Raw genomic sequence first — 22,979 nt, forward strand, 5'->3', positions numbered from 1 at the left:
CGGTGCCTCTTTTCTTTTATCTCAATGGCTTAAAATGGTGGTTACTGATCGACAATCAGCATCAGCTCCACTCGACGATTACATGCTTTACCACTCGCCGTTGCGTTACTACACTGCGGTACGTATTCACCAAAGCCTCGAGAGAACACTCTTTGGCGTGGCAAGCTAGTCGCAAGTAGCTGCTTTTCAACTTCACGCGCACGTTTCTCAGACAACGAATCATTGAAGCTCGCCGCCCCCGTGCTGTCCGCATGGCCATCAATCACCACATCGACGTCAGTGCGTCCGGCAAGATAATGCCCAAGGCTCTGTATCCAGTCTTGAGATTGCGCCGATAACCTTGCAGAGCCAGTTTGAAAATGAACTTGCTCCTTCAAACGTATCATAAGATGTTCGCCACTGATGGTTTCATGGGCGATCTGATGTCTATTTAAGAGCATCTCCAATGACATCACGCCCTGTGACTTTTTTTCCATTGAGCTCGGTACCTGAGCAACATAACGAGGCGCAGAAGAGTATGACTTTGCATAACCCCACTCTGGATGTCTAAGCTCTGAATTAGTTCGAGGAGCGGTGTCTAACATGTTGCCGCCCGGAACCATATCTGAATTAATGCTGGTGCATCCGGCTAAGAAACCACATGCAACTAAAAACCAATGCTTCATACCGTTACCAACGTAGAATGAATTCTTGTTCACTGTGTCGGCTTAAATTGCCCAAACTTTAGTGCCCATTGCTATTTATCTTCATTTAGCAAGCACCTATCGTGCCAAAGATCCCATATGCACCTTCATTTTTCTAATTCTGCGGCTTTCGGTGAATGACTGCTCTCCTTTGAAGTGGACGAGATTCGTCTTTTTCAAGCATCAGCACCTTTATTTTCTGCGTCATTGCTCTGTTTTGTCTAAACTTTCTTCGATTATCTCACTTTAGTGTAACAAGCCGTATTAATGGTTTTCGTCGATACCGTTAACCGATAAACTAGCAATAATTCTACTATTTAGAGCTTTACCCATGTTTAAAACTATTTCTAAAGGTGCAGCACTTTTTGCCGCAGTATTTGCCCTAACGGCTTGTGATAACGGCAATAGTCAGCCACAACAAGGCAAACAATACGAAGTGTTGCCAGTCTCTCTTGCAGAGTACAACCTGGCTCCTGTTACTGAGGTGTTTTCTCTGAACTGTGGTCACTGCCGTACCATGGAACAATTTGTGCCAAAAATCGAATCTTTGACAGAACAAAAAGTCGAGAAAATGCACGTAACCTTCAATGAGAGTGCACAAATCAGCGCAATCATTTTCTACACAGCAGCAATGCAGGTGAACGGTACGCCTGACAAAGCGTTTATGGAAGAACTATTCGCGGCGGTTCAAATGGGAGCAGAAGCGACTGCTGATGAGCGTCAAGCAGCGGTAGAGAAAGCATTCGAGTCTCGTAATCTAGTGAGCCCTTATCAACTAGACGATGCTCAACAAGCAAAACTGTTTGAATACATCACTAAAACAGAGCAGATCACGACTCGTGGTCAAATCAACTCAGTGCCTGCCTTCATCGTAAACGGTAAGTACCAAGTGATCACAGGTGGTCATGAAACCGTTGAAGCAATGGCAGACACCATCAACTATCTGCTAAAACAACCAAAATAAGACAAGGAGCTATTGTGTCTAAATTTCTGTTTCCTCTTATTATTTTTGTCCTAGCGGCATTCTTTATCTACCGTACTTGGACGAACCACAAAGTGGCAGACGAAAACTTTTCGAAGGGTCAAGAATTTCTGCTAGAAAATAGCAAGAAAGAAGGCGTGATTACCACTGAGAGCGGCCTGCAATACCTTGTACTTGAAAAAGGTACTGGTGACGTTCACCCAGCTGCAAACAGCAAAGTGAAAGTGCACTACCACGGCACACTGATCGACGGTACGGTTTTCGATAGCTCTGTAGAGCGCGGCGAGCCAATCACGTTCGGTCTAAACCAAGTAATCAAAGGCTGGCAAGAAGGCCTGCAGTACATGGTTGTCGGTGAGAAGATTCGCCTATTCGTACCAAGCACACTTGGCTACGGTAAAAATGGTACTGGCCCTATCCCACCAGCAAGCGTACTGATATTTGACGTTGAGCTATTGGACATCCAATAATCCTCAGCAAAAATAAAGAAAAACGCCGCATCAGTTGCGGCGTTTTTTTATTGGGTATGATTTTCTGGCCCGAAGTATTACGCTTTCGGATAAAACACTAACTTATTCTCTTCTACCATCACACAATCCATACCGGCGGCGTGCGCAGCTTTCTTGCCTAACTCGGTATCTTCAAACACCACACAATCTTGTGCGCTCAAACCAAGTTGTTCTGCAGCCATAAGAAACGTGTCTGGGAATGGTTTGTGGTTTTCAACGTCAGTAGCCGTAACCACAGCATTCAGCTTTTTCAGGATACCTGCTTTTGCTAGTAGACGCAGTGCGCTGTCGCGCTGGCTACCTGTGCCCACGGCAATCTTCTTGCTGCCAAGATACTTATCCAAAACGGTATTAGTGCATGAGATAACTTCACCGTGTTGCTCCATCTCAGAAAACGTGTCCATTTTGAAGCGAGAAACGGTTTTTGGGTCGAGAGACAAACCATGCTGACGATTTACTTCACCAACAATTTTGAAGCTTGGCATGCCACCTAAGCTGTGTAACCACTCTTGGTTGAAAGGGAAGTCGAAACGATCCGCCGTTGCTTGCCACGCCGCCAAATGCGCAGGCATGGTATCAATCAAGGTACCGTCCATGTCGAAAATTAACCCTTTATAGGGGCTTAAATCTATTGTGTTCATGTCAATTCTTCTATTTGTACATCTCTGATGGTAATTTATCAGCCATCATCCCATTCCTTATTGGCATTTAGTTATCATGCTCAAAATTTCGAACTCCGTCACAATTCAAGATTGGGAAATCCAATTATTGCCTATCCGGGCTCAAGGAAATGGTGGGCAGAACGTTAATAAGGTATCGTCCGCGATACATTTGCGCTTTGACGTACGTCATTCCACACTGCCGGAATTCTATAAAGAGCGACTTCTCGCCCTTTCAGACAGCCGGATATCCAAAGATGGCGTGATCATCATTAAAGCGCAACAGTTTCGGACACAAGAGCAGAACAAAGAAGACGCACTAAATCGATTACAAGCGTTAATACAATCTGCAAGCCGACAAGAAAAGAAGCGTATTAAAACCAAACCAACTCGCGCTTCGCAACGTCGCAGACTTGATAGTAAAAACAAGCAAGCGACAAAAAAACAGCAACGCCAGAAAGTGCTGTACTAGCAAACGTCAGAGCTAGCCATTGGGAGCCTTGTTGGGTTCCTTACTTTAGTCAACTATTCAGGACAAACTCTATGACTATAAGGAACAAGCTCTACTCCCTTGGAGTAATTGCCATTTTAGGTATTGTGGCCCTATTGGGTACCTCGTCACACTTCGCGAACCAAAGCCAAGAGCTCAATCACGCGATTAAATTGGTTGGCGATCTCGAAATTCGTCTCCTTAACCTACGTCGCAATGAAAAAGACTTCTTGTTACGCAGCAATATCAAATACCTCGACAAATTCAATGGAAACGTCGATAAATTTATCAGAACCGAACAAGAATTGTCTGGCATCCTAAACCGTTATGACCTCCCTTCTAGCCTCCAATTTACACAGGACTTACTTGCCTATCAAAAAGGTTTCCAGAATTTGGTTTCCGCTTACGAGCGCTATGGTTTAAATGCCGACAGCGGTCTACTGGCAAACTTTGAACAAGCGTTGTTGGAAGCTGAACAGAATGCAAACCACCAGCAACTGATGGCGTTAACCAAGTTCGCACAAGGCGTCAAAGCCGGGAAAATGGACGACGTTCTGTTGCAAAGTTTGTATGTTCCTTCATTAATCGAGAATGCGCGCCAACTTGCTACGCAAAAGCAGACAATTGGTGTGGCATACAACAAAGGTTTACTGGGTGACACTCGTGCCCTATCACATGCAGTTGAAGAGCAATTTAAGACCTTCTCATCTGCGTTGAGCCAAGCGGCAGAAGCTCGTGATGCGCAAAACACCATGGTGAAACAAGTCATCACTGCCGTCGTCTTCGTTGTTATCTTCGCCTTGATTCTGCAAATTTCACGCTCAATCAATACCCGTGTTAGCAGCCTACTTGCGACGATCAAAAATATCAGCGAAAGCAACAATATGGGCTTGCGTTCAGAGTTAGCAGGCAAAGATGAATTGGCGGACATCAGCCATCACTTAAACGATCTGTTGGATAAACTTGAGCACTTGATTCACGGCACGCAAGAGAAGTCAGCACAGCTATCAGCAAGCACCGATAATATGCATCGTGAACTAGAAGGCGTGATGGAGCAATTCCACGCTCAAGCCGATCATACTTCATCAATGGCAACCGCAGTTCAGCAAATGGTCGCCACTATTGGTGAAATCTCGGAAAGTACCTCTGTAGCAGTAGAAGGCGTTCACCAAGCCGCAAACAATGCGGAACAAGGTCGTACCGTTGTTGAAACCACAGTAACGAATGTCGGTCAATTAACCGGTATTCTTTCGAATAGTCAGCAGTCAATCGGATCGCTTAGCGAGCACGTTGCAAAGATTGGCGGTGCAGTGAATATCATTCAAGATATTGCAGAGCAAACTAACCTACTCGCGCTAAACGCAGCCATTGAAGCAGCGCGGGCGGGCGAGCAAGGTCGTGGCTTCGCCGTGGTAGCGGATGAAGTACGCGCACTAGCCAGCCGTACTCATCAATCGACAGAAGAAATCACTCGCGTGGTATCAGACATTCAATCGCAAATGTCTATGGTGGTATCAGATATCGATCAATGTAACGACCAAGGTCAGCAAACCCTTCAAGCATCTGAGAAGCTCGACTCAAGCCTTCAGCAGATCATTGCAGACATGCATGCAATTCAAGGTAACTCTGAACGCATCGCTTCTGCCATCGAAGAGCAAGGCATAGTGATGAATCAAGTCAGCGACTCGATTACTGAGCTGAACGTGATTTCTGAAAACAACATGCAATCCGCACAAGAATGTCTGCATGAAGTCGATTCTGTCTCTGCTCAAGCCCATGGCATGGACGATGCAGTCGCGGAATTTAAAACCCGCAGCGCGTAAGCCAAGTTCGCATATTCAGATTTAAATTAATACCATCAAAAAGCCCGAGCATTCTCATGCTTTGGGCTTTTCTATTTAAGGTAGCTCAGCGCTTATTCGTTATCCAGAGGAACAGTTCAGAGCTTTTTCCGTGGAGATCCAATACTGCATCAGCGCTCGCTTCTGCTTGAATGGTACGTGGGAGTTCTACCAAACATGGTGACCAGCAGGATAAAATTATTGCGATCATGTATACGAATCACGCGGAAAATCACTGTGATTTTGTGGTGAAAACATACCGATAAATTAGACATTAATTCATCAGCTTCACGTAAAAATCGACACTTCATAATTACCGTGAGTGTTTTGACTATTTTTTTAAACTGAATGCGTTATCATGCAGACAATTCAAAGCTTTCGACCGAGAGGATGAGTATGATTTCTAAATGGGAGAAACGGTTCTACCAGATGGCTGAACTTGTTGCGTCATGGAGTAAAGATCCATCCACACAAGTTGGCGCGGTAATCACCAAAAATAACCGTATTGTTTCTGTTGGCTTCAACGGCTACCCACACGGCGTATCTGACAGCGTTGATACAGATGAACGTGAACTGAAATACCTAAAAACGCTTCACGCAGAAGAGAACGCAATTTTGTTTTCGAAGCGTGACTTAGATGGTTGTGATATTTGGGTAACCCACTTCCCTTGCCCGAACTGTGCAGCAAAAATCATTCAAACAGGGATTGCACGTGTAAGCTGCCCTGAACAATCTGAAGATTTCTTATCTCGCTGGGGCGACAAGATTAAAGTGAGCCAAGACATGTTCGACCAAGCGGGTGTTGAAGTGAACTGGCTACCAATCAACGAGATCGAAGAGAAAAGCGTTCGTTAAGACGTTACTCAGCTTTTGTGTAAATGTTCAGACAATCTAAACGTTTGCCAAAACCAACCAAAAAGCCCAGACAGACGTCTGGGCTTTTGTTTTTCTTGTGGTGAGGTTAATTAATTAGCGCGATTAACCGTGCTTCTTGGCCGTTAGCTCAGCAATCTTAACGATCACTTGAACAGACTTCTCCATCATCTCTATGGAGATAAATTCATGGATAACGTGGAAGTTGTAGCCACCTGTGAAGATGTTCGGACAAGGCAAGCCCATAAACGACAAACGGGCACCGTCTGTACCACCACGAATTGGCTTAATAAGAGGCTCAACATCGCACACTTCCATCGCTTGTTTCGCCAAATCGATAATATGTGGATATGGTTCAACCATTTCACGCATATTGTAATAGCTGTCAGTGAGCTTCAACTCAACCGAACCGTGCTTCAAGCCTGCGTTCATATCATCGACTAGCTTCTGCATATAGGCTTTGCGATTTTCCAGACCTTCGCGGTCAAAGTCACGAATGATGTAGCCTAACTCACTACGAGCCACACCAAGTTCACCAGATTTTAGGTGGAAGAAGCCTTCGTAGCCTTCTGTAGTTTCTGGCGTTTGATCTTCTGGCATCTGCACTTGGAATTTAGCCGCCAAGTTCATCGCATTAACCAGTTTGCCTTTCGCAGTGCCTGGATGAACGCTCACGCCATGGAAAGTGACATCCGCACTGGTTGCATTGAAGTTTTCGTATTCCAGCTCGCCTTGAGGGCCACCATCGATGGTGTACGCCCATTCCGCGCCGAACTTCTCAACATCAAACAAGTCAGCACCGCGACCAATTTCTTCGTCGGGAGTAAAACCAATACAGATGTCACCATGTGGGATTTCTGGGTTTTCAATCAACATAGCTACCGCAGAAAGAATCTCTGCAATGCCCGCTTTGTTGTCAGCGCCAAGAAGCGTTGTGCCATCTGTGGTAATAAGGTTGTGGCCATGAAGCTCGTGCAAATCAGGATACTGCACCGGAGAAAGCACTTCATCACCTAGACCAAGTGCGATATCGCCACCTTGGTAGTCTTCAATAAACTGTGGGTTTACGTTCTTACCTGAAGCATCAGGAGCCGTGTCCATGTGTGCGATAAAACCAATTGCTGGCACATCATAATCAACGTTAGATGGCAGCTTAGCCATTAGGTAGCCATTGTCACTCAAGGTCACATTGCTTAAACCAAGTTCAATCATTTCTTTTTTAAGCTGCTGAGCAAATACAAGTTGCCCGCCGCTGCTTGGGCAAGCTGTTTCGTGGGGATTAGATTGAGTATCGAACGTGACGTAGCGAAGAAATCTTTCAACTAAATGCTTCATAATTATTCTCATTGTTTTGAGCGAAGGATGCCACGCACAGGGATGTAAGGTGTGCGAGGATCCTATCCAACATGGTTCGACAAGTCATGTTACGCTCGTGCCACAATAAGAATTTGCTTTGAATCAGTTTTTCATTAGAAAGTGCTGACAGGCTCCATCAGCACTCACATTAAGAGGTTGTTTTATAGAGAATTAATTCAATAAGTCTTCAGCAAGCTCTCGCCATTCACGGACTTTTCCGTGGAAGTGTCGCCACTGTTTATCACTCATTGTTTGGGAAATATCTAGGGTGAATTGATCCGTTAGTGCAATATTATGATCAATATTCTTGGTTAGTTGATCACTATAATAACTTTCTGGCTCAAATAAGAGTTTCATGAATACCTGCTGGTAAACCACGCTGTTACTTTTATTTTCGAAAAGGTATTCGAGTTCTTGAATTATAGACGAGCGATAGTCACGCCATAGTGGACTATTTATGATCACATCTTGAGAAAGCTGTTTGGCGCGTGCTTTTTGTTGTCTTGATAATTTACCAAGCCATTCCTCCATCCACTCTTCAGTACTCTCTAGGACAACTTCTCGTAGCTCTTGTTCCGTTTTACCTGCGTATTTTTCATCCCGCTCTTTGTAACGTTCTTTTACACTATCGATAAACTCGATTTCTTGTTTGCTGTCGAGCTGCATACTCAGTGAAAACAGGTCTGGTGCCGCTTTGGAAACCAAACGTTGATAGTGGTCGCGCATTTGTTCTCGGTTCGATTGTAAGGCGCCCAACGTAACGCTGTCTTTATTAAGCGCTTCTAATTGTTTTAAGTGATCGATATATAAAGGTAATTCCTCTTCTTTATGCCAATCCGCTAATAATAATATACGCTCTTCCAGCAACGCCTCTTGTTCTCCATCTAGGGAGACATAGTCATCTAAATATTCAATCACTACCCAATCAAGATTACTGTATAGAAATTTTTTAGCACACCCAGCTAACACCAAAATAGATATCAAGATGCATCCATATCGAACCGCTTTATTAGATAAACTTTTTAATTTCATCACCGATCCATATTCCCTTTTTTATTGATTAAGTTCTATACTCAATCTAAATCACTTATTATTGCGGCAAACTTTCGTCAGTCCGGCAAAGTTACATTGCCACTCTTGTAGTATATAGAGTTTGAAATTAACTTTTTTATCACAACTATTCGCAAAAAAGTGAGTTAGGGCGCAATTTTAGGCCAAATCTTGAACGATACAGCGTTCTCTAAATGGTATATAAGTTGCATCAATAGCAACTGGATAGTTTATGGAGGCGTAGCATGGCTGCTGCTGAGCAACTTGATACGAGTGTAGAGTACGAAATTCGTTACTTCGAAGAGGGGAAAATCCACAGTATGAATGTCGTCGCAGAAGATAAACGCGCGGCACATCATTACTATTTGGGGTGCGGCAAACACAACAGTGACCTGTACTCAATTCGCCCAGACAAATGAAAAACCGCCCTAACTCGGGCGGTTTTTTGTATCTGGCGTTTTTAGAGTGGGCGTTTAAAGGTTATTTAATTTCGCCAAATCGCTCTAGGTAAAGCACGGTTGCTGCTGTACGAGAAGGCACTTTCAGCTTCTTGAGCAAGCTCTTCATGTGCACTTTAACAGTCGATTCAGAGATGAACAGACGGTCGGCGATCTGCTTGTTTCGGAAGCCACGTGCGACCTCCTGCAAGATCTGCGTTTCACGTTCGGTCAGCGTATCGAACACGTCTTCTTGCCCTTCTCGCTCATTAAGGTATTTAGCTACCGCTTGGCTGTATGCCTTATCCCCTTCGTGCGCTTGTTTCAGCAATTCAACCAATTCATCTGGCTCAGTATCCTTTAACAGGTAACCATCTGCTCCACTTCGCACAATGGCTTCGATGTCGGCAGGGCTATCCGATACCGTCAGGATCACTATACGAGCCTCACAACCGTCTGCGCGCAGCGCTTTCAGCGTATCTAGGCCCGACATGCCTTTCATGTTCAGATCAAGAAGTACCAAATCCAGTTCTAGTTCGTGAGCTGTAGCAACCGCATCTGCGCCGCTGCTTGCCTCTGCAACCACTTCAAACTCTGGCTCGAAACTGAGAAGCTGATGGATACCACGTCTCATGAGTGGGTGATCATCCACAAGCATTACTTTACACACTGTCAATGTTTACTTCCTTACTATGTTGGAATTCTAGTCTTACGATACAGCCGCTGTTCGTTGCCGCTTCAATTTGCAAATCTGCATGCAATCTTGTTGCTCGCTCTTGCATGATGCTCATACCGTAATGATTTAATTTTTCGTCTTGCTGCTCAAAGCCTATACCATCATCGACAACGGTCACTGTGACTTTCCCATCAGAATCAAGACATTGAATCTCGATATTGTTTGCTTGAGCATGCTTGATTGCATTTATCGCCGCTTCTCTAATCAACTGTAGTAGATGGACCTGTTGGTGCGCATCTAATTCTGTTGAAGAAAGCTCATTATTAAGTGAGATATTCGCTGCTGTTTGATCATCAAGCGTCGAAACCATCTCCTGCAGTGCCTGACCAAAACTGCCTTCTTTTATCGTTAAGCGGAATGTCGTCAAAAGCTCTCTTAACTGGGTGTATGCCGCCGATAATCCAGTATCCAATTCAGCAATCACTTGGTTGGTCTGAGCAATCGCTTTCTCGTCTGGAATATTCTTCACGCTTCTTTTAAGCAACGATACTTGAATCTTCAAATAAGACAGAGCTTGAGCCAATGAATCATGTAATTCACGTGCGATAGTAGCGCGCTCTTCCATAAGCAGTAGCTGTTCTGCTTGTCTTTGTGCTCGGTTGTAATATACCGCACGAGATAAGATTTGAACAAAGTTATCAATAAGAGACTCATTCGGGCATGGTAGGCCCGCTTTCCAATGCAAATACCCAAGGTGTACGCCATCTAGCGTTAGTGTTTTGGTGTGACATTCACTGTCACACTCATGACGACACTCCTCACCCTCAGTAAGTATCCAGTTGGGTTCCCCTATTTGGTCTATTTCGAGCTTAACAGCACGAATTCCTTCCAAACTTGCAATATGTTGTAAAATCGCTTGGAAATTTTCTTGATGGATTCGAGAAGCAGTCAACTCTTTCGACGAATCATACAATACTCTAAGCGATTGGTTTGCGTGTTGCAGCTTACGTGTTTTCTCGTCTACTGCTTGCTCCAAACCTCGATAGAGCTTACCAAGATCGTTCGCCATCCTATTGAAAGTTTTGGTCAAAATGCCCATTTCGTTATCACTCGAAACATTGAGCGAAACGTTAAACGAACGATTCTGAATTTGCTCACTAGCAAACACCAGCGCACGAAGCGGCCTGACGACTTCTAGCCTAACAAAGTGTACAACGAACATACTCACACACAGTATGCCGCCAAGCCCTAACCCACCAATCCAAGCTAAGTTGATCAGTTTTTGTTCTGAATAGTTCTGTAGCTTAAATACAAAAGCATCAATTTGTTGAACAAAACCAGCGACTAAGATCAGATATTGGCCTCTGTCTTGGCTCTTAAGTACCGATTTCAGTTCATGCCAACGAAGAATCAGTCGGTAGTAGTCTTTTGTAATATCTTCTGGCACTGACCAATGTTGAAGCGCCAGCATTGAATGGGAGTAAATTGACTGCTCAAATAAGTCAATATGTGAAGAATAGTCAACAGATTCACTTTGAATATCATGAGCTAGACGATAGCTCTGCATTCGCATTGAGCCCGCTACGTTAACCGCTTCTGCATCATTAAGGCTCGACGCAAGAGTGAAAATAGCAAAGCCAGTTGTCGCCACTGAAAGAAGCAAAATCAACATCATGGCAGATGCGATTGTGCGTGTTACTGACTTTTTCACATTTTTAAACAACTCTGAACTCCGCTCGTTTGATAACCATGTTTGCCTTTATACAACACGCATCATCTTCCAACTTTATCAATATGTGATCACCTGCTTCGGAATTTATTGATCTAAAACAATATAGCATCCCAATTACCTCCTAAGAGGTATTTATACATATATGTCAAAAACTACACTCTCATGTACTTAAATGACAATTTATTAATGAAATTGTGGGCTATGCGTATCTGGGGTTTCAATTTCCGAGGTGACTAAGTGGTAGACCTTTCGAGAAGAAGACTTTTTGCACGTAAAACGCAACCGGACAATTCGGTACGTCTTCCTTGGTTAGCTAAGCCAACTCAATTCACAGACGATTGCACTCGTTGCGGTAAATGCATCGAGGCGTGCGAAACGAAAATTATAACAAAAAGCGATGGTGGGTTTCCTACTGTCGATTTTTCTATTGATGAATGCACCTTTTGTTACCAATGCGCCGAGGCTTGCCCAGAGCCGCTGTTTTTAGCGGGAGCGGAACAGCCTTGGCAGGCAAAAGCGAGCATCAATGATAGCTGTTTAGCAAAACAAAATGTCGAATGCCGAAGCTGTGGGGACATGTGCGACCCGATGGCAATTCAGTTCAAGCTAGAGCTTGGCAAAGTAGCACAACCAAGTTTAGACCTTGATGAGTGTAACGGCTGCGGCGCCTGTGTCTCAGTGTGCCCGACTTCATCCATTAATGTGAGCAATATAACAGCCTAGCCGTCAGTGGTCGGCACGAAAGGCAATAAAACGAGAGAGATGTATGTCACTAAACGAAGTGCACATTTCGAGTCTGGTAGCCCATGTTCTGCCTGAACATCTGGCTGAAGTTAAAACCCAGATTGAAGCGTACGAAAACGCGGAGATCTACGGTGACAGTCCAGAAGGCAAAATCGTGGTGGTGTTAGAAACTGAGAACCAAGGTTTCATCACCGACACTATCGATGCGATTAATAATTTACCGAACGTCTTGAGTACAGTACTGGTTTATCACCAAATCGAAACTGGGCTTGAAGAAACGGAAGAAAAAGACACTGGAACACAACATTCCCAAATCGAGGGTGAAGTATGAAAATGACAAGACGTGCGTTTGTGAAAGCAAACGCGGCTGCATCAGCTGCTGCTGTCGCAGGTATTACACTACCAGCTTCTGCAACCAATCTGATTGCGAGCTCTGATCAAACCAAAATAACATGGGACAAAGCGCCTTGTCGTTTCTGTGGTACAGGCTGTTCTGTTCTTGTTGGTACACAAAACGGCAAAGTGGTAGCAACTCAGGGTGACCCTGAAGCACCAGTAAACAAAGGCCTTAACTGTATCAAAGGTTACTTCCTTTCTAAGATCATGTACGGTCAAGATCGCCTAACTCAGCCTCTTCTACGTATGAAAGACGGCAAATACAGCAAAGACGGCGACTTCGCTCCTGTATCTTGGGATACCGCTTTCGACATCATGGCTGAAAAATGGAAAGCGTCTTTAGATAAAAAAGGCCCTACAAGCATCGGTATGTTCGGTTCTGGTCAATGGACCGTAATGGAAGGTTATGCCGCTGCCAAAATGATGAAAGCAGGCTTCCGTTCAAACAACATCGACCCGAACGCGCGTCACTGTATGGCGTCTGCGGTAGTTGGCTTCATGCGTGCATTTGGTATCGATGAACCAATGGGCTGTTACGATGACTTCGAGAACGCAGATGCCTTCGTTCTTTGGGGTTCAAACATGGCAGAAATGCACCCAGTTCTTTGGACTCGTATTACTGACCATCGTCTAAGTCACCCTCACGTTAAAGTGAACGTGCTTTCTACTTACTACCACCGTTCATTTGAGTTGGCAGACCACGGCTACATTTTCAAACCTCAGTCTGACCTTGCGATTGCTAACTTCATCGCAAACTACATCATCGAAAACGATGCAGTAAACTGGGACTTCGTGAACAAGCACACGAACTTCACTCAAGCAGACACGGACATCGGCTACGGTCTACGTGACGATGATCCGCTACAAAAAGCAGCGAAGAACCCGAACTCAGGCAAACTAACTTCTATCTCTTTCGAAGAGTACAAGAAGTCAGTAGCACCATACACAGTAGAGAAAGCGTCTGAAATCTCTGGTGTTGAGAAAGAGAAACTGATTGAGCTTGCTAAGCAATACGTGGATCCAAACACGAAAGTGATGTCTCTTTGGACGATGGGTATGAACCAACATACTCGTGGTGTATGGATGAACAATTTGGTTTACAACATCCACCTACTAACCGGTAAGATTGCGACTCCGGGTAACAGCCCATTCTCACTAACAGGTCAGCCATCAGCGTGTGGTACGGCTCGTGAGGTTGGTACGTTTGCTCACCGCCTACCAGCAGACATGGTGGTTGCTAACCCTAAACACCGTAAGATCGCAGAAGACATCTGGAAACTACCAGAAGGTACTATTCCGCCAAAACCTGGCTTCCACGCAGTACTTCAAGACCGTATGTTGCATGACGGCGTTCTGAACTGTTACTGGGTTCAATGTAACAACAACATGCAAGCAGGTCCGAACATTAACTCTGAGCGTCTTCCAGGTTACCGTAACCCAGACAACTTCATCGTTGTTTCAGACCCATACCCAACAGCAACCGCGCAGGCGGCTGACCTCGTTCTTCCGACCGCAATGTGGATTGAGAAAGAAGGTGCTTACGGTAACGCAGAGCGTCGTACTCAAGCTTGGTATCAACAAGTAGAAACCATCGGTGATGCAAAATCTGACCTATGGCAGGTAATGGAATTCTCGAAACGCTTCAAGATGGAAGAAGTGTGGCCAGAAGAGCTACTTGCAAAAGCACCTGAGTACCGCGGTAAGACTATGTACGACATGCTGTTCAAGAACGGCCAAGTCGACAAGTTCCCTATCGAAGAAGCGCGAGAGATGAACGATGACGCTCACCACTTCGGCTACTACGTACAGAAAGGTCTGTTCGAAGAGTACGCGACGTTTGGCCGTGGTCACGGTCACGATTTGGCACCATACGATGTTTACCACACAGTACGTGGTCTACGTTGGCCGGTTGTTGATGGCAAAGAAACACAATGGCGTTTTAAAGAAGGCTCTGACCCATATGCGAAAGCTGGTTCAGGTTGGGACTTCTACGGCAATGCTGATGGTAAAGCGAAGATCATCTCTGCACCATACGAAGCGCCACCAGAAGTGCCAAACGAAGAGTTCGACCTATGGCTATGTACTGGCCGTGTTCTTGAGCACTGGCACACAGGTACTATGACTCGTCGTGTACCAGAGCTTTACAAAGCGGTTCCTGACGCGGTGGTTTACATGCACCCTGCTGATGCGAAGAAACGTAACGTTCGTCGCGGTGAAGAAGTTCTGATTGCAAACAAACGTGGTGAAGTACGCGTTCGTGTTGAAACTCGCGGCCGTAACCGTCCACCTGAAGGCTTGGTATTCGTACCGTTCTTTGATGCCCGTATTTTGATTAACAAGTTGATCCTTGATGCGACTGACCCTCTGTCTAAACAGACAGACTTTAAGAAGTGTCCAGTCAAAATCACGAAAATTGCTTAACCGTCAAATAACGAATGCAAGGGCCGTCTACACGGCGGCCCAAAAAGAATTTAAGCCATAAGGCGGAGATGAAATGATGAAAAAATACCTTATCGCACTTTTATCTGTAGGTGCTTTATTGACAGGCGTTGCACAAGCAGAACTGGATAACCCAGGCGGCACAGGCGGTCTCGACTCGCTACGTGGCAGCGCGCAACTTGAAGACACGCGTCCTGCAGATGATTTTAAAGACTTTCCAAAAGACCAAATCGTTGCAGACAGCTATGTATATCAGCCACCACTGATCCCACACAGCATCCGAAACTACGAAGTGTCTTTGAACGCAAACAAATGTCTTGCATGTCACAGCTGGAAAAATGCTAAAGACGCAGGCGCTACCAAGATCAGTGTTACGCACTACGTTAACCGTGAAGATGCGGTATTGGCAGATATGTCACCACGTCGTTACTTCTGTTTACAATGTCACGTTCCACAAACCGATGGTAAACCATTAGTGGAAAACGAGTTTAAGGCAGTCGATTCGCTTCAGTAATTGAAACGCGAGTACTAAAAGGTTAATTATGAAAATACTTAAAGCGTTTTGGAAGAGACTGTCGAGCCCGAGCAAAGCTGCCGCTGGTGTAGTTTTGTTCCTAGGCTTCGCTGGTGGTCTTCTGTTTTGGGGCGCATTCAATACGACTATGGAAGCGACCAACACAGAAGAGTTCTGTTCTGGCTGTCACGCTCCTATCGTCGCTGAAATTCAAGAAACGATTCACTACTCGAACCGCTCTGGTGTGCGTGCAATCTGTTCAGACTGCCACGTACCACATGAATGGACCGATAAAATCGTTCGAAAAGTTCAAGCATCTAAAGAGCTGTTTGCCCAATTCGTAACGAAGACCATCGATACGCCAGAGAAGTTCCAAGCACGTCGTGAGCACCTTGCCGAACGTGAGTGGGCGCGTATGAAGAAAAACGACTCTCTTGAATGTCGTAACTGTCATCAGTTCGATTACATGGACTACTCTCAGCAAGGTAAACGTGCCTCAGCGCAGCACTCTACAGCGTTGGCGTCAGGCGACAAAACCTGTGTAGATTGTCACAAAGGTATCGCACATAAACTGCCTGACATGCACGGCGTTGAAGGCTGGCAATAAGGAGAAATACAGACAATGAGTAATCTTGAATCCTTTATCTGGCACTTCCTTGGATACAGTGCAATGCCAGTCATTATTCTTTCCGGCTTTGTCGGAGTAGCAGCAATCTCTCTATGGCTACTCTCACTAGGTACGGATAAAGAGGTCTAAACCACCTCAAACCAGTCGACATTTTTGCCTATTTTGTTGACGAAAAGCGCCAAGCATTTGCTTGGCGTTTTTTCTTTGTATCCTAAACAACCCTCGTCACTAGCAGGCTCTAAAAGCTCCTCTTCTGACCCACATTCAGAAACCCTAAAGCACAATATCACTGTACCTTTCTCTGCTTTACCCTGAAACGTTAGAAGTAAATTACCACCTTCTAAAGAAGGTGGCTTTGTGTGAGCCCCCTAAAAGGGGGCCTTTGTTTAATCCAACGCCAACTGGTGCTGCTCTACTCGCTCTTGCTTCTCTTGGTGTCTTACATATCGGCGTATGATTTCTTCATTGATTCCTACACTATCGACAAAATAGCCTCTTTGCCAAAAGTGATTACCCCAAAGCCTGTTCTTCCTGAGATGAGGAAACTTACTAAATAGCTTTAAGGCTATTTTGCCTTTCAATACCCCCATCAACTTGGATATCGATAGCTTTGGTGGAATCTTTACTACTAAATGCACGTGGTCAACTTGTATATTTAACTCTACTACTTCACATCCAAGTTGATTACAGTAAACATAAATACATCGATAAACTTCTTTACCTATATTGTTCTTCAAGATCCTAAATCGATACTTTGGAGTCCACACTATATGATATTGACATCGCCAAAATACGTGGGAAGCTTGATTGTATCTACTCATGTTATTTGTCCTCTTTGACTTCTGGAAAAATCAAAGACGCATTTAGCATGAGTAGTTTTACAGGCAAAGCCGAAACGGATGATAACCACCTACTGAAGTAGGTGGTTTAGGGCTGAAAACAAAAAAGGCGACCATCAGTAGGCCGCCAAGTGATACTGCTGTGAGGAGCAGTTTAGGACTCTTTAATAGGCAAAACTTGCTTTACGTATTGACCAGGCGCTTCATCAATCACAGGGTTCTGCTCAGAACCCACTGGGAAAGGTTCAACTTGATCTTTTGGGCTGAATTGCAACAGCCATTGATGCCAATGCGTCCACCAAGAGCCTTCTTGATGATTTGCATTGTTAAACCACTCATCTGCCGATTCATCAAGGTTGTCGTTTAGCCAGTAGCCATATTTGTTTTTTGCAGGGTGATTGACGATACCAGCAATGTGCCCTGATTCACCCAAAACAAAGGTCTTGTTGCCACCTGTGTTTAGAGCGCCGCGATATGTACCCTGCCACAACGCGATATGGTCTTCTTTGGTCGATACAAAGTAGCTTGGGATCTTAATCTTATTCAGGTCGATCCACACGCCACCGATCTTCACACCTTTGTCTTGAACTAGCTTGTTCTCTAGATAGAGTTCACGCAATAAGAAGTTATGAGAAGCGGCACTCACGTTCGTACTGTCGCTGTTCCAGTACAGAAGATCGAAGTCTACAGGGCTGTTGCCTTTGAGGTAGTTATCAACGTAGTAGTTCCAATATAAGCTGTTCTCACGCAGCAAACTGAACGTCACGCTGAGAGATCGACCATCCATGTAACCTTTCGCGTTGTTTTGCGTCTCAATTGCACTAATGATGGTATCGTTGATGTACGCCCCTACTTCGCCCGGCTGAGAGAAGTCCAGTAGCGTGGTAAAGAAGCTCGCAGACTTAATGCGCTTCTTCATACGCTTCGCCGCATAGTACGCCACCGTGCTCGCCAGAACCGTACCACCGATGCAATAACCCGCTGCGTTGATTTGCTCTTGACCTGTGATGTCTTCAATTACAGTCACAGCTTTAGCGACGCCTTCCGTTACGTAGTCACCAAACTCAACGTGAGCTTGCTCTTTACCTGGGTTTCGCCACGACATCATAAATACGCTATGGCCTTGCTCTAATAGCCAACGAACCATGGAGTTCTTCGCCGTTAGGTCAAGGATGTAGTATTTATTAATAAAAGGCGGAACGATCAGCAACGGTGTCGCATTGACTTTTTCTGTCAAAGGACGGTACTGAATCAATTCAAATAGTTCGTTTTGGAAAACCACATCGCCAGCAGTCGTTGCCACGTCATCACCGACACGAAACGCATTGTTGTTGGTCATGCGTACTTTGAGAATATCCGCACTCGACTCGACATCTTCTTTTAACTTCTCTAAACCCGTTAGAAGGTTCTCACCATTTTGCTCAAGAGTGAGTTTTAGCAGCTCAGGGTTAGTCGCAATGAAGTTTGATGGGGAAAGTGCGTTGATGGCTTGACGAGAGAAGAAGGTAATACGCTCTTTGGTTTTCTCATCCAACCCTTCGATTGAGTCGAGTGTGTCTAGGTAGGTTTTGCTAAATAACAAATAAGATTGTTTGATAAAGCTATACATGGCTTCTTGCTGCCAAGCATCGTTTGAGAAACGCTTATCACCCTTCTCTGCTTCAATAATCTGTGTTTGATTACCTGCGAGAGCGACATTCTGCCAAATTTGAAGCTGCTGTTCCCACCACTCTGCTTGCAATTTCAAGATGGCAGCAGGTTGGTTTGCCGCTTGTTCGAACAGTTTAGCAGTATCCTCGAAGTTCACTTCTTGCATAGCCTTATTCAAAGGAGAATTCACGACTGTCTTGTTCACTTCGAAATCATGCCACCACTGTTGATTGGTTTCCTGAAGTTTTACAAGATAGTCCGAAAAGAAGTGTTGAAACATAGTCTTACTCCTATATTCGGAAAAAACAACGCCGCCCAAGAATGCGGGCGGCGATAAGTGGACGTATTACGCAGGAGTAACAGTCTTTAGGTTTTCCGAAGTCATTTGCTCAATGTCTTCTTTGAATTCTTTCGCGATAGCTTGCAGCTTGTTGCTGTCATCCATCATCTGCTGAGAAAGCTTAGTAAGAACGGTAAGTTGTTGGCTGTTGAAAGCGGTTAAAGAAGTCACGTCTTTGATTTCTGACGCCGCTTTCATTTGATTTAGGCCAACTTCGCTGTATGTACGAATTGCGTTCAATTGTAGCTCAGTAAGAACTTCTACGTTCTTTGTCACTAGCTTGTTGAACTTCAAGTATGGTTCTAGATTCTTTTCAGTTTGATCGCTAAAAGTTTTGAAGAAATCAGTGTACATGGTTTATCTCCTAGAGAAAGAATTAAAAATTTTCGTTTAAATAACTATTTAACTGCTTTTACAACCACAGCCGTGCCCATACCGCCGCCCACACAAAGTGAAGCAACACCGTATTGACCGTCTTGTTTGTGAAGTTCGTGTACTAGCGTAACCAGAATACGGTTACCCGACGCACCGAGTGGGTGACCCAATGCGATAGCGCCACCATTAAAGTTGGCCTTATCTTGAATTGAGCTCACTGGTACTTGGTTGGTTTCTGCCAGTTTATGAATCACACCTAGCGCTTGTGCAGCAAAGGCTTCATTTAATTCATAAACATCAATATCGCTGGTATTCAGCTCGGCTTTTTGCAGCGCCTTGTTGACTGATTCCACAGGACCAAGACCCATAACCTTAGGATCTAAACCTGATTGAGCGTAGCTCACCACTTCAGCAATTGGCGTCAAGCCGTGCGCTTGAACCGCGCTTTCTGATGCTAAAATGATGGCACTTGCACCGTCGTTAATGCCTGACGCATTGCCTGCAGTTACTGTGCCTTCACGGTCAAACGCAGGGCGTAGCTTGCTCAAACCTTCCATTGTCGCGTTTGCTTTTGGGTATTCATCCGTATCAAATACGACGATTTCTCGACGTTGCTTGACTTCTACAGGAACAATTTCGTCTTTGAATTTGCCTGCTTCAATCGCTGCCACCGCTTTTTGTTGGCTCGAGAGTGCATATTCGTCTTGTTGTTGACGCGATAAACCCACTTCCTTAGCCACATTTTCTGCCGTTACGCCCATGTGGTATTGGTTGTAAACGTCTGTCAAACCGTCAGCAATAAGGAGATCTTTCAACTCCATGTTGCCCATTTTGTTACCGTCGCGCACAAGGCTAGGCACGATGAATGGGATTTGCGACATTACCTCAACGCCAGCTGCTACAACGACTTCTGCATCGCCACTGCGAATATGAGAAACGCCATCCATGACGGTTTTCATACCACTGCCGCAAACCATGTTGACGCCATATGCAGGTACTGACTCCGGAATACCAGCAAACAATGCTGCTTGGCGCCCAACACCCATGCCTTGGCCCGCAGCAATCACGTTACCAACGAGCACTTCATCGACCTTATCGGCAGAAAGTGATGCAGTCTCAAGCGCACCTTTAATCGCGACCGCAGCAAGATTACCTGCCGAGGTATTTTTTAGACTTCCACCAAATGCGCCAATTGGGGTACGTTTCGCAGCAACAATAAATACTTTTTCCATCATCAATACTCCTTAGTGCATGTATAGGCCGCCATTCACCGACAATGTTTCGCCGGTGATGTACGCGCCTGCATCACTTACTAAAAAGCTCACTGATGCAGCAATTTCTTCTGGCGTCGCCAGACGCTTCATTGGAATTTGACTCGTGATCGACTCAAGCACTTCTGGTTTCATCTGTTCAACCATTGGAGTGCCTGTGTATCCCGGAGCAATAACATTTACTGTGACGCCTGAACGTGCGCCCTCATAGGCTAATGCTTTGGAGAATCCAATCATGCCAGCTTTTGCTGCCGAGTAGTTTGCTTGCCCAAACTGCCCTTTCAGACCATTCACAGAAGAGATATTGATGATGCGACCACCACCTTTTTCACACATGGCTGCGAAAAGTGGCTGCGTCACATTGAACAAGCTATTTAGGTTGGTATTGATCACGTCGTTCCAAGCTTGAGCAGTCATCTTTTTGAACACGCCATCACGTGTGATACCTGCGTTGTTGATAACGACATCTATTGTCCCTTCTTCCTCGAGGATAAGTGCCAATTTCTCGGCACACTGAGCGGTGTCGGTTACGTCTAATTCAAAAAGGCGAACCTGATCTTTGGTAAACCCTTTTTCATTAAACCATTCCAAAGCACACTCATATTTACCAGTAAAATACGTTGCAATAACGCGGTAACCATCATTCACTAGTTGAGAGGAAATTGCAGAACCAATTCCGCCTTTTGATCCAGTGATCAAAGCGACTTTCTTCATTAAAAAGACTCCATTCTTAACGGCATTAAAAAAGCGAATTAAGACACTGGCGAAATTCTTCGCCAACTGACATGTTAATATATTCTTGTGGCAACAAATCCTCTGCCGCCTTTATTTTTAAGTTAACCTAGAATTGTTACATTTCAAATAAAAAACCAAATCATTTTCATAAGATTGATTTAGATCTCACTCAGAATGAAATGTTATAAAAACGTTAATCTAGATTAAGTCATTGATAGAAAAGAGCTTTTAATAAAAATAGATTACTAAACTAAAATGTAAACCATCATATATTCAATCACTTAGGTGATTTTTCATCTACGTTACATTTGCAAGTAGTTTAAGATCATCTTTCTTTATTTAACTAATAAATCTCAATCAAATCATTAGATAAATACCTTCAAAGCTTATACATACCAAATGTTAAATATATCATTTACTTACCTATAAAGAACTTAGGAATAGCGAGTTCAACTTTGACCTTTACTGATAAAAAAGAAATCTATTCAATTAACAATCAATACCAAAAATATGATTCGATTTTATAAATAGAAACACAGAGACTAATCTATTCTTGCCATTATTTTGTGCAAAGGCGCACTAATATGTCGCACGCATTTAATTGCTATTTAGATTTTATTAAATAGCTGAATGTTAGCCCTATACTACCCATGACTATTTTCTTTAAAGATGGCATTGAACGTCACTTTGCACTATCTTTGAGCCCTAACTCCTAAATTACATAATTACCAATATTCATGAATGCCGCTTTACTAACCATGTTCATTCCTACCTTCTTCTTTGTTTCGATCACGCCTGGGATGTGTATGACCCTTGCTCTTACGTTAGGAATGAGTATTGGGTATCGCCGTACCCTTTGGATGATGGCTGGTGAACTGGTTGGCGTGGCACTGGTGTCTGTCTCTGCGGTATTGGGCATCGCTGCAATAATGCTGAATTATCCTTGGTTATTTACCGCCCTTAAATTAATTGGTGGTGGCTACCTTCTCTATTTAGGCATCGAAATGTGGCGCTCACGTGGCAAACTCGCCATCAACGTTGAGAATGTTGATGTCCCGACCAGTGGCAACTGGGATTTGGTTTTACAGGGCTTTGTCACCGCAATCGCCAACCCTAAAGGTTGGGCGTTTATGATTTCCCTTCTGCCGCCTTTTATCAATCAAAATGCCGCTCTTGCGCCTCAGCTGATCGTACTTGTTTCGATTATTCTGATGTTCGAGTTCATTTGTATGTCGCTTTACGCAACGGGGGGCAAAGGCTTGAAGCGTTTACTGGGGCAATCAAAAAACGTCCGCTTGATGAACCGTATTGCTGGCACCTTGATGATGGGTGTGGGTGTTTGGCTGTTGATGAGTTAAGGAAAGCGTTTTCGATAGAAAGTCCGAGTTATGAAGAAAATTTTAGATAAGATAAAACAGGCCATCGGTGAGGTATTGGATTTCCATGCTCGAGTATGGGTAGTAAATGTCTACGCTGGTGAACACAAAGGAGAGTCTTATGTGGTCAATGAGGACAGCTTCTCTGAGCCGTTACAGTGGATGAAAAAGAAAGGCTACAAAGATTCCATGCTCACCAAAGTAGAATCAATGAAGCGATCCCAGGTGATTGAGTTTGATTTGGGCTCAGTCAAACATCGACTGATGAGAGTCGAATAACGCCCTCTTCTATTTCGTTTCTCGTTTCTCGTTTCTCGTTTCTCGTTTCTCGTTTCTCGTTTCTCGTTTCTCGTTTCTCTAGATAAAAAAGCGCCACTCAAATTG

At 44.4% G+C, this 22,979-nt stretch carries 25 protein-coding genes; 14 read left to right on the forward strand and 11 right to left on the reverse strand.

Annotated features, from left to right (window positions below):
* Positions 1–41: 41 nt before the first annotated feature.
* Positions 42–665, reverse strand: a complete 624-nt coding sequence (locus tag A8140_RS20080; protein ID WP_033000462.1) for an OmpA family protein — start codon at positions 663–665, stop codon at positions 42–44.
* Between the two features lie 349 nt (positions 666–1,014).
* Here A8140_RS20080 and A8140_RS20085 point away from each other — a divergent pair, with 349 nt between their 5' ends.
* Together A8140_RS20085 and A8140_RS20090 are read left to right on the forward strand one after the other, a co-directional pair.
* The gene (locus A8140_RS20085) at positions 1,015–1,647 is read left to right on the forward strand and encodes a thiol:disulfide interchange protein DsbA/DsbL (RefSeq protein ID WP_005534528.1); all 633 of its coding nucleotides are present in this window, start codon (positions 1,015–1,017) and stop codon (positions 1,645–1,647) included.
* A 14-nt stretch (positions 1,648–1,661) separates the two neighbouring features.
* A complete protein-coding gene (locus A8140_RS20090) occupies positions 1,662–2,135 on the forward strand; it encodes an FKBP-type peptidyl-prolyl cis-trans isomerase (RefSeq protein ID WP_005433323.1) in 474 nt (157 codons plus the stop codon).
* A gap of 77 nt (positions 2,136–2,212) precedes the next feature.
* On the opposite strand, the gene A8140_RS20095 is transcribed toward A8140_RS20090, so the two are convergent.
* Positions 2,213–2,815 carry a beta-phosphoglucomutase family hydrolase gene (locus A8140_RS20095; RefSeq protein WP_005534531.1) on the reverse strand — a complete coding sequence of 201 codons (603 nt, stop codon included), beginning with the start codon at positions 2,813–2,815 and terminating at the stop codon, positions 2,213–2,215.
* Positions 2,816–2,891: 76 nt separating this feature from the next.
* Here A8140_RS20095 and arfB point away from each other — a divergent pair, with 76 nt between their 5' ends.
* From arfB to A8140_RS20115, 3 genes are all read left to right on the forward strand, one after another.
* Complete coding sequence (gene arfB / locus A8140_RS20100) at positions 2,892–3,305, forward strand: alternative ribosome rescue aminoacyl-tRNA hydrolase ArfB (protein WP_005433335.1); 414 nt, start codon at positions 2,892–2,894, stop codon at positions 3,303–3,305.
* A 71-nt stretch (positions 3,306–3,376) separates the two neighbouring features.
* Positions 3,377–5,146, forward strand: a complete 1,770-nt coding sequence (locus A8140_RS20105) for a methyl-accepting chemotaxis protein (RefSeq protein ID WP_005534534.1) — start codon at positions 3,377–3,379, stop codon at positions 5,144–5,146.
* Positions 5,147–5,560: 414 nt separating this feature from the next.
* Positions 5,561–6,019, forward strand: a complete 459-nt coding sequence (locus A8140_RS20115; protein WP_005534538.1) for a dCMP deaminase family protein — start codon at positions 5,561–5,563, stop codon at positions 6,017–6,019.
* Positions 6,020–6,142: 123 nt separating this feature from the next.
* Here A8140_RS20115 and pepT read toward each other — a convergent pair whose 3' ends face one another.
* Entirely contained in the window at positions 6,143–7,372 is a 1,230-nt protein-coding gene (gene pepT / locus A8140_RS20120) for a peptidase T (protein ID WP_005534541.1), read from the reverse strand.
* A gap of 192 nt (positions 7,373–7,564) precedes the next feature.
* Positions 7,565–8,425 (reverse strand): DUF6279 family lipoprotein, encoded by an 861-nt coding sequence (locus A8140_RS20125; RefSeq protein WP_005534544.1) that lies wholly within the window; start codon positions 8,423–8,425, stop codon positions 7,565–7,567.
* A 263-nt stretch (positions 8,426–8,688) separates the two neighbouring features.
* Here A8140_RS20125 and A8140_RS20130 point away from each other — a divergent pair, with 263 nt between their 5' ends.
* A complete protein-coding gene (locus tag A8140_RS20130) occupies positions 8,689–8,862 on the forward strand; it encodes a hypothetical protein (RefSeq protein ID WP_005534546.1) in 174 nt (57 codons plus the stop codon).
* Between the two features lie 61 nt (positions 8,863–8,923).
* Here the strand turns inward: A8140_RS20130 and A8140_RS20135 are convergent, their stop codons facing one another.
* Positions 8,924–9,556: a response regulator gene (locus A8140_RS20135; protein ID WP_005534549.1), complete on the reverse strand. Its 633-nt coding sequence runs from the start codon at positions 9,554–9,556 to the stop codon at positions 8,924–8,926.
* Complete coding sequence (gene narQ, locus A8140_RS20140) at positions 9,543–11,279, reverse strand: nitrate/nitrite two-component system sensor histidine kinase NarQ (protein ID WP_005534552.1); 1,737 nt, start codon at positions 11,277–11,279, stop codon at positions 9,543–9,545. The genes A8140_RS20135 and narQ overlap by 14 nt, the downstream gene beginning before the upstream one ends.
* A gap of 246 nt (positions 11,280–11,525) precedes the next feature.
* Between narQ and napF the strand changes: the two genes are divergently transcribed.
* From napF to A8140_RS20170, 6 genes are all read left to right on the forward strand, one after another.
* Positions 11,526–12,011 carry a ferredoxin-type protein NapF gene (napF, locus tag A8140_RS20145; protein WP_005534555.1) on the forward strand — a complete coding sequence of 162 codons (486 nt, stop codon included), beginning with the start codon at positions 11,526–11,528 and terminating at the stop codon, positions 12,009–12,011.
* Positions 12,012–12,054: 43 nt separating this feature from the next.
* Positions 12,055–12,363 (forward strand): chaperone NapD, encoded by a 309-nt coding sequence (locus A8140_RS20150; RefSeq protein ID WP_005534557.1) that lies wholly within the window; start codon positions 12,055–12,057, stop codon positions 12,361–12,363.
* The gene (napA, locus tag A8140_RS20155) at positions 12,360–14,849 is read left to right on the forward strand and encodes a periplasmic nitrate reductase subunit alpha (protein ID WP_038863536.1); all 2,490 of its coding nucleotides are present in this window, start codon (positions 12,360–12,362) and stop codon (positions 14,847–14,849) included. Before A8140_RS20150 ends, napA begins: the two co-directional genes overlap by 4 nt.
* A 76-nt stretch (positions 14,850–14,925) precedes the next feature.
* Complete coding sequence (locus A8140_RS20160; protein WP_005537128.1) at positions 14,926–15,381, forward strand: nitrate reductase cytochrome c-type subunit; 456 nt, start codon at positions 14,926–14,928, stop codon at positions 15,379–15,381.
* 28 nt (positions 15,382–15,409) lie between these two features.
* Positions 15,410–15,988, forward strand: coding sequence for a NapC/NirT family cytochrome c (locus tag A8140_RS20165; RefSeq protein WP_005537127.1), 579 nt, complete (start codon positions 15,410–15,412; stop codon positions 15,986–15,988).
* A gap of 15 nt (positions 15,989–16,003) precedes the next feature.
* Positions 16,004–16,138 carry a TIGR02808 family protein gene (locus A8140_RS20170; protein WP_005537125.1) on the forward strand — a complete coding sequence of 45 codons (135 nt, stop codon included), beginning with the start codon at positions 16,004–16,006 and terminating at the stop codon, positions 16,136–16,138.
* Between the two features lie 257 nt (positions 16,139–16,395).
* On the opposite strand, the gene tnpA is transcribed toward A8140_RS20170, so the two are convergent.
* From tnpA to A8140_RS20195, 5 genes are all read right to left on the reverse strand, one after another.
* On the reverse strand, positions 16,396–16,830 hold the full coding sequence (tnpA, locus tag A8140_RS20175; protein ID WP_033007908.1) for an IS200/IS605 family transposase: 435 nt from the start codon (positions 16,828–16,830) through the stop codon (positions 16,396–16,398).
* Between the two features lie 172 nt (positions 16,831–17,002).
* The gene (gene phaC / locus A8140_RS20180) at positions 17,003–18,778 is read right to left on the reverse strand and encodes a class I poly(R)-hydroxyalkanoic acid synthase (RefSeq protein ID WP_005532555.1); all 1,776 of its coding nucleotides are present in this window, start codon (positions 18,776–18,778) and stop codon (positions 17,003–17,005) included.
* Positions 18,779–18,844: 66 nt separating this feature from the next.
* Positions 18,845–19,192 (reverse strand): phasin family protein, encoded by a 348-nt coding sequence (locus A8140_RS20185; RefSeq protein WP_005532554.1) that lies wholly within the window; start codon positions 19,190–19,192, stop codon positions 18,845–18,847.
* A gap of 44 nt (positions 19,193–19,236) precedes the next feature.
* Entirely contained in the window at positions 19,237–20,445 is a 1,209-nt protein-coding gene (locus A8140_RS20190; RefSeq protein ID WP_005532553.1) for an acetyl-CoA C-acetyltransferase, read from the reverse strand.
* Between the two features lie 12 nt (positions 20,446–20,457).
* A complete protein-coding gene (locus A8140_RS20195) occupies positions 20,458–21,198 on the reverse strand; it encodes an SDR family oxidoreductase (protein WP_005433356.1) in 741 nt (246 codons plus the stop codon).
* A 758-nt stretch (positions 21,199–21,956) separates the two neighbouring features.
* Here A8140_RS20195 and A8140_RS20200 point away from each other — a divergent pair.
* Together A8140_RS20200 and A8140_RS20205 are read left to right on the forward strand one after the other, a co-directional pair.
* Complete coding sequence (locus A8140_RS20200; RefSeq protein ID WP_005532552.1) at positions 21,957–22,577, forward strand: LysE family translocator; 621 nt, start codon at positions 21,957–21,959, stop codon at positions 22,575–22,577.
* Positions 22,578–22,607: 30 nt separating this feature from the next.
* A complete protein-coding gene (locus tag A8140_RS20205) occupies positions 22,608–22,874 on the forward strand; it encodes a hypothetical protein (protein ID WP_005532551.1) in 267 nt (88 codons plus the stop codon).
* Positions 22,875–22,979 lie beyond the last annotated feature (105 nt).

Origin of the sequence: Vibrio campbellii CAIM 519 = NBRC 15631 = ATCC 25920, assembly GCF_002163755.1 — a bacterium.
Lineage (GTDB): Bacteria > Pseudomonadota > Gammaproteobacteria > Enterobacterales > Vibrionaceae > Vibrio > Vibrio campbellii.

Excerpts from the sequence above, each read along its gene's own strand:
- A8140_RS20115 (WP_005534538.1), top strand. The coding sequence starts at position 5,561 with ATGATTTCTAAATGGGAGAAACGGTTCTACCAGATGGCTGAACTTGTT.
- A8140_RS20160 (WP_005537128.1), top strand. The coding sequence starts at position 14,926 with ATGAAAAAATACCTTATCGCACTTTTATCTGTAGGTGCTTTATTGACA.
- A8140_RS20170 (WP_005537125.1), top strand. The coding sequence starts at position 16,004 with ATGAGTAATCTTGAATCCTTTATCTGGCACTTCCTTGGATACAGTGCA.
- tnpA (WP_033007908.1), bottom strand. The coding sequence starts at position 16,830 with ATGAGTAGATACAATCAAGCTTCCCACGTATTTTGGCGATGTCAATAT.
- A8140_RS20165 (WP_005537127.1), top strand. The coding sequence starts at position 15,410 with ATGAAAATACTTAAAGCGTTTTGGAAGAGACTGTCGAGCCCGAGCAAA.
- A8140_RS20150 (WP_005534557.1), top strand. The coding sequence starts at position 12,055 with ATGTCACTAAACGAAGTGCACATTTCGAGTCTGGTAGCCCATGTTCTG.
- A8140_RS20195 (WP_005433356.1), bottom strand. The coding sequence starts at position 21,198 with ATGAAGAAAGTCGCTTTGATCACTGGATCAAAAGGCGGAATTGGTTCT.
- A8140_RS20185 (WP_005532554.1), bottom strand. The coding sequence starts at position 19,192 with ATGTACACTGATTTCTTCAAAACTTTTAGCGATCAAACTGAAAAGAAT.
- arfB (WP_005433335.1), top strand. The coding sequence starts at position 2,892 with ATGCTCAAAATTTCGAACTCCGTCACAATTCAAGATTGGGAAATCCAA.
- phaC (WP_005532555.1), bottom strand. The coding sequence starts at position 18,778 with ATGTTTCAACACTTCTTTTCGGACTATCTTGTAAAACTTCAGGAAACC.
- A8140_RS20105 (WP_005534534.1), top strand. The coding sequence starts at position 3,377 with ATGACTATAAGGAACAAGCTCTACTCCCTTGGAGTAATTGCCATTTTA.
- pepT (WP_005534541.1), bottom strand. The coding sequence starts at position 7,372 with ATGAAGCATTTAGTTGAAAGATTTCTTCGCTACGTCACGTTCGATACT.
- A8140_RS20085 (WP_005534528.1), top strand. The coding sequence starts at position 1,015 with ATGTTTAAAACTATTTCTAAAGGTGCAGCACTTTTTGCCGCAGTATTT.
- napA (WP_038863536.1), top strand. The coding sequence starts at position 12,360 with ATGAAAATGACAAGACGTGCGTTTGTGAAAGCAAACGCGGCTGCATCA.
- A8140_RS20125 (WP_005534544.1), bottom strand. The coding sequence starts at position 8,425 with ATGAAATTAAAAAGTTTATCTAATAAAGCGGTTCGATATGGATGCATC.
- A8140_RS20080 (WP_033000462.1), bottom strand. The coding sequence starts at position 665 with ATGAAGCATTGGTTTTTAGTTGCATGTGGTTTCTTAGCCGGATGCACC.
- A8140_RS20200 (WP_005532552.1), top strand. The coding sequence starts at position 21,957 with ATGAATGCCGCTTTACTAACCATGTTCATTCCTACCTTCTTCTTTGTT.
- A8140_RS20190 (WP_005532553.1), bottom strand. The coding sequence starts at position 20,445 with ATGGAAAAAGTATTTATTGTTGCTGCGAAACGTACCCCAATTGGCGCA.
- A8140_RS20095 (WP_005534531.1), bottom strand. The coding sequence starts at position 2,815 with ATGAACACAATAGATTTAAGCCCCTATAAAGGGTTAATTTTCGACATG.
- A8140_RS20205 (WP_005532551.1), top strand. The coding sequence starts at position 22,608 with ATGAAGAAAATTTTAGATAAGATAAAACAGGCCATCGGTGAGGTATTG.
- A8140_RS20130 (WP_005534546.1), top strand. The coding sequence starts at position 8,689 with ATGGCTGCTGCTGAGCAACTTGATACGAGTGTAGAGTACGAAATTCGT.